At 43.5% G+C, this 10,855-nt stretch carries 12 protein-coding genes; all 12 read right to left on the minus strand.

Going from position 1 to position 10,855, the window contains the following annotated elements:
- The coding region (locus HZC12_09400) for a hypothetical protein (protein MBI5026917.1) at nucleotides 1-558 on the minus strand (558 nt) is incomplete at its 3' end.
- Nucleotides 521-1,588: a D-alanyl-D-alanine carboxypeptidase gene (locus HZC12_09405; GenBank protein MBI5026918.1), complete on the minus strand. Its 1,068-nt coding sequence runs from the start codon at nucleotides 1,586-1,588 to the stop codon at nucleotides 521-523. The genes HZC12_09400 and HZC12_09405, both read right to left, overlap by 38 nt.
- 2 nt (nucleotides 1,589-1,590) lie before the next feature.
- Nucleotides 1,591-2,673, minus strand: a complete 1,083-nt coding sequence (locus HZC12_09410; GenBank protein MBI5026919.1) for a phospho-N-acetylmuramoyl-pentapeptide-transferase — start codon at nucleotides 2,671-2,673, stop codon at nucleotides 1,591-1,593.
- Nucleotides 2,667-4,085, minus strand: coding sequence for a UDP-N-acetylmuramoyl-tripeptide--D-alanyl-D-alanine ligase (locus HZC12_09415; GenBank protein ID MBI5026920.1), 1,419 nt, complete (start codon nucleotides 4,083-4,085; stop codon nucleotides 2,667-2,669). The genes HZC12_09410 and HZC12_09415 overlap by 7 nt, the downstream gene beginning before the upstream one ends.
- Nucleotides 4,075-5,538, minus strand: a complete 1,464-nt coding sequence (locus HZC12_09420) for a UDP-N-acetylmuramoyl-L-alanyl-D-glutamate--2,6-diaminopimelate ligase (protein MBI5026921.1) — start codon at nucleotides 5,536-5,538, stop codon at nucleotides 4,075-4,077. The genes HZC12_09415 and HZC12_09420 overlap by 11 nt, the downstream gene beginning before the upstream one ends.
- Complete coding sequence (locus HZC12_09425; protein MBI5026922.1) at nucleotides 5,535-7,250, minus strand: penicillin-binding protein 2; 1,716 nt, start codon at nucleotides 7,248-7,250, stop codon at nucleotides 5,535-5,537. Before HZC12_09425 ends, HZC12_09420 begins: the two co-directional genes overlap by 4 nt.
- Nucleotides 7,247-7,597, minus strand: a complete 351-nt coding sequence (locus HZC12_09430; protein MBI5026923.1) for a cell division protein FtsL — start codon at nucleotides 7,595-7,597, stop codon at nucleotides 7,247-7,249. Before HZC12_09430 ends, HZC12_09425 begins: the two co-directional genes overlap by 4 nt.
- Complete coding sequence (gene rsmH / locus HZC12_09435) at nucleotides 7,598-8,470, minus strand: 16S rRNA (cytosine(1402)-N(4))-methyltransferase RsmH (protein ID MBI5026924.1); 873 nt, start codon at nucleotides 8,468-8,470, stop codon at nucleotides 7,598-7,600.
- On the minus strand, nucleotides 8,471-8,947 hold the full coding sequence (gene mraZ / locus HZC12_09440; protein MBI5026925.1) for a division/cell wall cluster transcriptional repressor MraZ: 477 nt from the start codon (nucleotides 8,945-8,947) through the stop codon (nucleotides 8,471-8,473).
- A 246-nt stretch (nucleotides 8,948-9,193) separates the two neighbouring features.
- Nucleotides 9,194-9,961: a hypothetical protein gene (locus HZC12_09445; GenBank protein ID MBI5026926.1), complete on the minus strand. Its 768-nt coding sequence runs from the start codon at nucleotides 9,959-9,961 to the stop codon at nucleotides 9,194-9,196.
- A gap of 76 nt (nucleotides 9,962-10,037) precedes the next feature.
- Nucleotides 10,038-10,433, minus strand: a complete 396-nt coding sequence (locus tag HZC12_09450; protein MBI5026927.1) for a hypothetical protein — start codon at nucleotides 10,431-10,433, stop codon at nucleotides 10,038-10,040.
- 108 nt (nucleotides 10,434-10,541) lie between these two features.
- Complete coding sequence (locus tag HZC12_09455) at nucleotides 10,542-10,712, minus strand: hypothetical protein (GenBank protein MBI5026928.1); 171 nt, start codon at nucleotides 10,710-10,712, stop codon at nucleotides 10,542-10,544.
- Between the last annotated feature and the right edge of the window lie 143 nt (nucleotides 10,713-10,855).

Genomic DNA, 10,855 nt, shown 5'->3' on the forward strand with positions numbered 1-10,855 from the left:
CGAGTTATTATATTTACTTGTCTCTTGTCCCTTGTCTCTTGTCTCTGAATTGGTCTCTTGTCCCTTGTCTCTTGTCACTATCTTTAATATCTCTTCCGTTAATGCATTCCCTATATTTCCACCGCATATCGTCCTGAAACCGCTCTTTCTTAACATAATGTCAATAAGGGTGGTTGCGGTAGATTTTCCATTGGTTCCAGTTATAGCTATAAAAGGTGTTGTTACAGTATTAAATGAAAGCTCAAGCTCTCCAATGACTGGAACTTCTCCTCTCCTGACAACTTTCATTGGTTCTATATCAAGTGGTACCCCTGGACTTATAACTATCAAATCAGCCATTCTGAATAACTCCTCTGTATGCCCGCCAGCATGAACCACAACTGATGGGTCAAGCCTTTCAATATACTCCTTCAAATCTTCAAGACCCTTCTTCTCTGTTACAGAAACCTTTGCGCCAAAAGAGGCAAGAAGGTTTGCTGCTCCCAGGCCGCTGCGGCCAAGACCTACAACAAGAGCCCTCTTATCCTTGATTCCCTTTATCCATTCCTTTGTAAACAAGACCTGCTCCCTTATCAGCTTTTTTATAAACATTAGTGGTTGTGCCCTTTGATGCCCTCTTTTTAATCTTTTTAGACCTTGCTTTTCTGGCTAAAGGCTTTCTATCTTTAAAGTCTGTCTTCACAACATACACTGCCGGCTCCTCCTGCATGTCTATAACCCTGAATCCTCTTTCAAAAAGTCCGTTGGCCTCTGCCCAGAGCTTATTTCTGCTTGAACTCCCCAGGACAGCAGATATGACCTCTGAACCATCTTTTTCAGCCACGCCAACAAAGCAGTGCCTTGCTGCCCTGGTAAAACCAGTTTTCCCGCCAATCATATCGTCTTCTCTCCAGAGGAGTTTATTTGAATTTCTGACAAAGATATTCCTACCACTGTCAGTGTTTATCTCTCTGGCTTTTGTCGAGAGGATTTCTTTTATAACAGGATTCCTCATGGCATAACGCATTATCCTTGATAGGTCATAGGCAGTTATATATTGGCCTTTCCCTGGAAGACCTGTAGCATTAACGTATCTGGTGTCGGCTGCGCCGATCTGAATGGCCTTCTGGTTCATAAGTTTTACAAACTCTCTCTCACTACCGGCAACAGCTTCGGCAAGTGCTACTGTGGCATCATTGGCTGACTCCATAAGTGAAGCGTAAAGCAGGTCCTCGATTCTGATTGTATTACCCCTTCTAAGATGTAATCTTGAGCCTGACTGGGACGTAGCCCTTGAGCTAATAGTTACACTTTCATCGAGGTCTGCCCTTTCAACAACAATAATCGCTGTCATTATCTTTGCCGTGCTTGCCGGGGCAAGCCTCAGGTCAGGATTTTTGGCAAACAATAACCTGCCTGTCGAAGCCTCCATTACAACAGCCCCCCGTGCTGTAAGGGCAGATGCCTCGGCAGATGCAGTAAACAATGGGTAGTGAATAGTGAATAAAAAAAAGACGATGAGAAACAAAATTTTTCTTTCATCAACTTTGAACTTTGAACCCTTCGAAACCCTCAGGGCGAAGCTTTGAACTTTGAACTGTTTTTTCATACTCACCTCAATTTAAGGGTTGTAAGACTTAACAGGGCAAGTGCTATCCCTACAATCCAGAACCTGACTATCACTTTTGGCTCAGGCCATCCCTTCAGCTCAAAATGATGATGGATGGGAGCCATCTTGAAAACCCTTTTGCCAGTAAGCTTATACGATGCCACCTGTAATATTACTGAAAGGGCCTCAATGACAAAGATCCCTCCAACTATTGCAAGGACTATTTCATGCTTTGTTAGAACAGCTAAGGTCCCGAGGGCACCACCAAGGCCAAGAGAGCCCACATCTCCCATAAATATCTCTGCAGGATAACTGTTGTACCAGAGAAAGCCCAGGGAGGCGCCAAACATAGCGCCACAGAAAACCGTAAGCTCTCCTGTCCCGGGCAGGTAGAGGACCTGTAGATACTTGGCAAAACCTGAATGCCCTGATATATATACAAGAGCACCATTGGCCAATGTTGCTATTCCAACAAGCCCTATGGCAAGGCCATCCACTCCATCGGTAAGGTTTACCGCATTTGAAGAGCCTACAATTACAAGAATTGAAAATGGGATGTAAAACCATCCTATATCTATGAGCCATTTCTTAAAAAATGGAATGCTGAGCACCGAGCCGTACGGGTCTTTCGGGTCGTAATAAAGCAAAAGCCCTATTGCAAGGGCAAGAAATATCTGCGCCCCGAATTTATACCATGCCCTCAGTCCTTTAGAATTCCGTCCAATAATCTTAAGATAATCGTCAGCAAAACCAATAAGACCAAACCCGACCATGGCAAAAAGCATTATCCATATGTATTTATTTTGCAGGTCGCCCCACATCAGAACAGTTATTATTATCGACATGAGAATTAACACACCACCCATGGTCGGAGTCCCTGCCTTTTCATGGTGAGCCTTTGGCCCGTCTTCCCTTATATACTGGGTAAGGCTTAACCGCCTGAGTCTGTCTATCATCAATGGGGTAAGCACAAAACTGAGAAAGAGGGCGGTAATCACTGCGAGGGCAGTCCTGAAGGTAATGTATTTGAATACATTAAAGGGAGAAAAAATATCGTGCAGATTATAAAAAAGGTCACCTAACATAGCTGCCTCAGCGGATCAGATGAGTTGGAAATTATGCCCTCCATGACTCTCTCCATGCCCATTGCCCTTGAACCCTTAACGAGTATTATGTCTCCCTGCCTGATGATGTTAGAGATGTTTTGCCTGGCCTCATCTGCATCCTTAAACCTGTGAACCTCCATGCCTTTAGCCTCCAGTGCAGCAATGCCCATCATCTCCCCGACAGCTATAAATACATCAATACCGAGCTCGGATAGCAGCCCTGCCAGAGCCCTGTGGGCCTCCCCTGCAATTGCACCTAACTCAAGCATATCTCCGAGGGCTGCAATAAGCCTTTCTCCGCCAGTGCCTCTTAAGTTTACAAGTTCTCTCAGTGCCTCACGCATGGATGATGGGTTTGCATTGTATGCATCGTTTATTATTGTTATTTCCCCGCATCTCATAATCTCGAATCTCATAGGGAAACCTGCATAGCCTTCAATGGCCTCTTTTATCTCATCTAAGGAAATGCCCAGAGAAAGGCCCACTGCTGAGGCAGCCAGGGCGTTATAGATGTTAAACACGCCATGGACACCCAATGCTATCTTTATTTTCCTGCCTGGTCGCAACGACCCATCGTTAAAATGCAATGTGAAGTTACTTCCCTTTTCAGTTTTAAAGATATCATCGGCCTTCACATCAGCATTGTTGTCCACTGCAAAGGTAATAACCCTGCCTTTAAAAGGGGCTACGCCTTCCATAAGAAAGGAGTCATCAGCATTAACAATAGCCACGTCAAGTCCACTGAGGATTTCAAGTTTTGCATCCCTCACAGCCCTGATGTCTTTAAGGGTCTCGAGGTGGGCAAAACCTATATTTGTAATAACCCCGTGAGTTGGGACAGCAATTTCACAGAGCTTCCTTATTTCGCCTTTTGCACTCATCCCCATCTCAAGGACTATAACCTCATCTTCATTCGTGAGCTTAAGGAGACTCAGGGGCACACCTATATGATTGTTAAGATTGCCATCATTTTTAAGAACCTTGAACCGCTTTGAAAGAACTGCTGCTGTCATCTCCTTGGTCGTTGTTTTACCGTTGCTCCCTGTAATGGCAATAACAGGGACTTTCTGCATTGTCCTTTTATAATGTGACAGTTGCTGCAGGGCCTTCAGCGTATTGTCTACACAAATAACAACCTTCCCTTTCGGCGGTTTCATGGGTGGAAAATTCACAACTGCCCCCGCGCCTTTTGCGAGGGCCTCATCAAGAAAGTCATGGCCATCGAATCTCCGCCCCCTCAATGCAAAGAATATCTCATCCTTCAGTATGGTTTTCGAATTAATCGAGACCCCTGAAAACAAAACACCGTTACCGGCAAGGAGCCTTCCACCAGTTGCTTTAATAATTTCTTCTACGGTCAATGCCATATCTGTCTTCTGTTCACTGTTCACTGTTCACTGTCTTTAAAATTGTCTCTCTCAGAACTTCTCTATCGCTAAATGGATAGCGCATTCCTTTAATCTCCTGATAATCCTCATGGCCCTTTCCTGCAAGGAGGACAGTATCCCCATCCCTGGCCCTCTCTACTGCTGCCCTGATAGCCTCTGCCCTGTCAGGCAGCGCTGCATAATTGTTCTTTGTTATACCAGCAGCTACATCGCTTATTATTTTCTCCGGGTCTTCGGTCCTCGGGTTGTCAGAGGTAACAATTACAAAATCACTCAACTGTGACGCTACAGAACCCATCTTTGGCCTCTTGCCCCTGTCTCTGTCACCTCCGCAGCCAAAGACCGTAATAACTTTACCTCTCGTTATATTCCTTGCCTCCTCAATCAATCTCCTCAGGGCATCCTCGGTATGGGCATAATCAACCACAGCAAGAAAACCCTGCCCGAGGTCAACCCTTTCAAAACGTCCAGGGACAGGTTCAACTTTTCTCACGCCATTTACTATGGCCTCTTCTCCTACTCCAAGTGAATAGGCCGAACCAACAGCAGCGAGGATGTTATATACATTGTTGCGCCCCACAAGGGGAGAAGTTACAGAAAACTCTGCGTCTGGAGTTTGAACCTTAAAGGAAAGCCCGCTCATATTACTCTTAACATCTCTAACTTTAAGCATCGCACCATCACCAAAACCATAGGTTATAACCCTGCACCGAAGCTCCTCTGCAATACTTCTTACTGCTGGGTCGTCCCAGTTCAGCACAGCGCTCCCATCATGCGTGAGGTAGCCAAATAGTTTCTTTTTGGCTTTAAGATAATTGTCCATTGTGCCGTGGAAATCCAGGTGGTCTTGAGTAAAGTTTGTGAATACAGCAACCTTGAAACTGCAACCCTCTACCCGCTTAAGGGCCAGAGAGTGGGAGGATACCTCAAGCACAACATACTCAACCCCATTTTCCACCATATCCCTTAGATACCCCTGTAGGTCAAGGGATTCTGGAGTCGTATGAGGCGCTGCAATAACTTTGTCTGCTATTATATACTGAATCGTTCCTAAAAGGCCAACCTTTTTATCCCATGAATTGAGAATACTTTTTGTTATATAGGTTGTGGTGGTCTTACCGTTAGTTCCGGTAACTCCAACAAGAGACAATTTTTGAGATGGATAATTATAAAAGGCAGATGAAAGGAGAGCCAGGGCTTCGCGCGTATCGGCAACCTTGAGAAAAGTCATCTCCGAATGAAGATCAACTTCCTGCTCTACAACCACTGCTACCGCCCCCCTCTTTAAAGCGTCTTTGATATATTTATGGCCATCAGTTAAAAACCCCTTAATAGCCACAAATAAGAAACCCTCTTTTACAAGTCTTGAATCATATGCAATCCCTTTTATTTCTCTATCAAATGAGCCATAACATCTTTCTATCTTCAGCCCCTTACAAAGTTCACCAATGGTCATCTTCTGACAAGTAGAGTATTGCTGTCTTCTTTTTCCAGAGGAACATTGAGATAGGCAAGGGCCTGGTCAACTATATTTTTAAATACAGGGGCAGCTACAGTTCCACCATATATGGCACCTTTTGGTTCATGGATGACCACAATTAAGGCAATCTTCGGATTGTCAGCAGGCACAAACCCAACAAAAGAGCTTATATATTTAGTCTTTGAATATTTCCCTGTTTCAGGCTCAACTATCTGGGCTGTGCCTGTTTTCCCTGCTACAAAATTTCCTTTAATGGCGGCCTGTCCTGCAGTCCCTCCTTCTTCAACCACTGTCTTTAACACATTTACCATTTTTCTTGCAGTTGCCTCAGATATAACCCGCCTTTCGATTTTTGGCGAAAAAGTTTTCAATGTATCACCAGAAGAATCAATTATCTCAGAGACGATGTAGGGCTTCATCAAATTGCCGCCATTGGCAATAGCTGCGTAGGCCCCGAGGATCTGTAGCGGAGTAACGCCGATTTCCTGCCCTATTGCAATTGAAGCAATCGATGTCCCGGACCAATTTTCAGGCTTCCTTAAAATGCCGCTCACTTCTCCTATGAGGTCTATATCTGTCTTCTCCCCAAAACCAAAAGCCTTAATGTATTTATAAAATTTATCCTTACCCATCCTCAGGCTTAACTGTATAGTTCCGACATTGGATGATTTTTGTATTACTTCGCTGAAGGTCAATACCTCATGTTTATGGACGTCACGGATTATTCTTCTGTTAATTTCTATAAAGCCTTTGGAACAATCAAATTTATCACCCATAGATACCACTGCTTCCTCCAGCGCGCCTGCAGCCAGAACAGCTTTAAAAGTCGAGCCGGGCTCATATATGTCTGTAATAGCCCTGTTGCGCCTTGCCGGAGGAGAAGCCCGGCTCGAAAAATTAGGGTCATAAGCAGGCCTGTTGGCCATAGCAAGCATCTCACCTGTCATGGGGTCCATCATTATTGCCGTTGCTGCCTTTGCCTGCCATTTTGCCATGGCCTTTTCCAGCTCTCTCTCTGTTATATATTGAAGGCCTTCATCTATTGTCAGGACTATGCTTGCACCAGGAATATCATTTGTAATGCCATCAGAAAGACTATTGCCACGGGCATCCCTGCCGTGGAAGGCTTTTCCACCTATCCCTTTTATATAACTATCATATTTGAGCTCCACGCCCTCAAGCCCCTGATTATCAATGTCAGCAAAGCCAATAACATGGGAGGCCAGTATAGCTTTCGGGTAATAACGTTTTGCCTCTGTTAAAAAACCAACCCCTTCAAGTTTCAAAACCCTTATCCTTGCCGCTGTCTTATCATCGAGTTTTCTTGCAAGCCATACAAAGTTTTTATCTGATGAAAGTTTGGTCTCAATCTGCCTCGAACCAACATTTATAATAGGTGAAAGACTCTTAGAGAGATTTTTTGTATTCACCACCTGTGATGGCACTCCATAAAGAGAGTTCGTGTCAATATTCACTGCCATCTCTCTCATCTTCCTATCGTATATAGCGCCCCTTTTAGGCTTCAGTGCCTCTACCCTCAGATACTGCATTCGTGCTTTCTGAGCGAGGGTTTTATGTTCAAAAATCATAAGGGCCATCAATCTGAAAAATATTATTGAGAACCCAAAAATTATTATTGTGACCAATATGGTTGCCCTTTTGTCGGTGCGACCAGGTCTGTCATTCATTTATTTAACCTGTCTGGATTTCTTTTCATTGCTACGGCATAAGGCACCACATCACGGCTGCGTTTTACAAGAAATACTTTTTCCCTCTCAGGAAGGGTCATGCCAAGTTTTTTTAACGCTACTTCTTCAACTCTCTTTACAGAACAGAGTTTTGCCCGCTCTGCTGTTATTGCTTTTCCGTACCTTATACTCTCTACCTTTTCTCTTTCGAGCTGCCCGAGTTCATATTCAAGATTTGTAACTGCAGCTCTTAACCATACGAGAGCGAAAACTCCGCATAGAAGGCACAGGACAAAACAAGATTTAAAAAGAAACCTTCCTGCGCTCTTCTTCGTCCTTTTTCTCATCTACAACCTCTCTGCCACCCTGAGTTTTGCACTCCTTGCCGATGGATTCCTTATAACTTCTTCTCTGCCTGGCACTATTGGTTTTTTAGTCACAATACTGAGAAGCCCCTGTGATGCCAGTTTCTTATAAGAGTTTTTGACAATTCTGTCTTCGAGAGAATGATAAGATATAATGCAAAATCTGCCACCCCTCGAAAGGATTTGCGTCCCTTCATCTATTCCCTCGGTCAATGCCTCAAGTTCTCTGTTAACCGCAATCCTCAAGGCCTGGAAACTCCTTGTAGCCGGGTGAATCCTTCCCCTTCTTTTTATAACCCTCTCAATTATCGAGGCCAGATCTCTGCATGTCCTTATCGGCATCGTCCTGCGGATATTGACAATAGCCCTCGCTATTTTTCTGGAGAACCTCTCCTCACCATACTGCCACAGAATTTTTGAAAGCTCAGACTCAGAATAAGTATTCACTATTTTCATGGCTGTGAGTTCCTGCTTTATGTCCATTCTCATGTCCAGGGGTTCGTCTTTCAAGAAACTGAAACCACGTCCAGGGGACTGTAACTGGAGCATGGAGAGTCCCAGGTCAAAAATGATGCCGTTTACTTCCTTATAGCCAAGTTCGGCAACCGCTGCCTTTATATTTGAAAAATTTTCTCTGAGGAGATGCACCCTGTAGTCCTTTAATCTCTCTCTTGCTATTTTTAGCGCCTCCTCATCAATATCAAAACCAATAAGTGTGCTTTTTGGAACCCTCTTCAACAGTGCCTCTGCATGTCCGGCAGTGCCGAGGGTCCCGTCCACATATACTCCATGGTCTTTAAGATTCAATGCCTCCAAAACTTCCTCCAGCATAACAGGTACATGTAATGCCACCATTTATAACCCGAGACTTGCAAGGCGTTCTGCATATGTTTTCCTGTCTATCTTTGACGGGTCTGCAACCCCATCCCATTCCTTCCTGTCCCAGACCTCTATTCTGTCAATCTGTCCTGCCAGGACAACATCACCGTTCAATCCAGCATCTTCCCTCAGGGAAGAAGGGATAAGTGTCCTGCCCTGCTTATCTATCTCGCATTCAACTGCCGATGCAACAACCCTGCGCATGTAGAATTTGACTTCCTCTAAACTCTGCGGTAATTTTTTTACCTTCTCCATATGACTGTTCCATTCATCAATCGGGTAAGCACGCAGACATCTGTCAAAGGCATCATTGACAAAAATTAGTCTTGGGCTATAATTTGAAGAAAGAATCTCTCTAAAAGGAGCAGGGACAATGATTCGCCCTTTTGGATCCAAGGTGTAATAATATTTACCAGAAAACTCAGGCAAATTATCCTCCACTTTCTGGCACATTCTACCACCAGCATATTGATGGTTGTCAAGAAAAAAATTTTAAAAAATCTTTTAAACACAAAATGTTGTGGTTCATTAGAAAATCCTTCAAGATATGGATAGGAACGAATGAGGAGTCATGGGAAAGACACTGCAAGCCAGCACCCAATAATTTAGTATGCCTATAGGAACACTGATAGGCGACTATAATTAATGGTTCTTTAAAGAGCCCCTTTTAGGAACGGCCTCAAACGCGGTATGCATTTTTTACTTGGCAGCCTTTTTTTCTATAAGGAGCATCGGTGGCACCTGAGATCTGTCATTAAATCCCATGAGATATAAATCAAGGGGGCTGTAGTATTTCTGGGCAGCTATTGATGTGAATGTGCCATTACCATTGTCCTGCCACTTGTTTCCATAAAGCACAGATCCGTATGAATTAAGCAGGAAGCTCCAGTGATCACTATCCTTTCCGAGGAGGGCTGAACTGATATTTCCTAACGAATCCTTAAACCTTACATGGGCACCCCACCTGTGCATCTTTTCATGGGCAAGGATGGAAAGGGTCTCCTCTAATTTCGGGTCAAGGGGATCTACAACGAGGGTTGAAATATTCCCCATATCTATGATTCCTTGAAGCTTTCCATTGCTACCAAAGAGATTAGAATTATCAAAAAGAGGCATTCCTATACCCTGCGCATCATTCTTAACACCAAGATAAAATGCCTTTACCTCTGTTTCTGGCATCTGAAAGTCAAAGTTAGAGAAGATAACAAGAAAGTCATATTCATCCTTATGGATATTGAAGAACTCCTTTGCTATCGTCTCTCTCGGCACTGAGTTAATTGTGCCATCAGGATTCTTTGCATCATAATTCCCTGTTACCTCTATAACCGTCACATTTCCATAATTTCCGAGGGTTTTGGCAGTGAATTCCTGGGCAAAGGACACAGAAAGTAAAATAGGACACAGATACACACAGATAAGCACAGATAAAAGGTTTATTAAAAAATTATTCTTTTTGTTTTTTCTCATAATCTTCTTAAAGCCTTTCTTTTTATTTTTAAATCTGCCTTTCCCGTGATCATCCGTGTCCTATTTTTTAGTGTCCTCAGTGGATCGGTGCATAAAGCTGTTGCTGTTTATCCACCGTCTTCTTAATCCTCTCCACCCTCTGCTTCCCATCTTCAACCCTTATAATTACCGTCTCAATCCCTTTATCCGTTTTCTCTTCAAACACAACTCTTCCCTTAGTAATCTCGACTACCTTTAACTCGCCTGCCCTGTATTTTTTAACGGGGGAACTCGCAACCCGTAACAGGTCACCTGTCCTTACAATTTGTACTTTCCCATCCGGCGTCTTCACAACCGCCCTCTCGTCCTGAGGGGAGATTTTTAAAATCTGAATGGAATCAAGAGGTTCTGCATAAACATATAGATTCATTATAAGCAGGACACAGATTAACACTGATATGCGCAGAATCTTAAATTTAATATTTCTTTTCATTGTTCCATCCCATATTTTTTAAAATTCTTTTTCATGTTTTTTAAAACCCGCCGTTTCTGTGTTCATCCGTGTCCTATTCCTTCGTGCCCCTTCGTGTCCCTTCGTGGATCACAGACTTATTGCCTTGTCCTTATTCAAATTCCACCAGTTCTTATATTCTGTAAGTTTGTTTTTAATCGCTGTGCCGTTGTTTTGTAAAAGATAATTTGAAAGTAGATTCTTTTCATCCTTTGCATTTATTCCATAATACTTCTCACGGTAATTCAAAACGACTTCCATACTCTCTACAGATTCCCGCGTGGCATACTATGCGCAAGGTCGGCATATTCAATTGGCTGACCCAGGAGAGATTGTTTCATTTATCCTTGAAAGTAAGCCGGATTTTGTAGTGATCGTGAAGGACGAAATTGCAAATATCCCTG

Source organism: Nitrospirota bacterium (assembly GCA_016214385.1).
Lineage (GTDB): Bacteria > Nitrospirota > Thermodesulfovibrionia > UBA6902 > JACROP01 > JACROP01.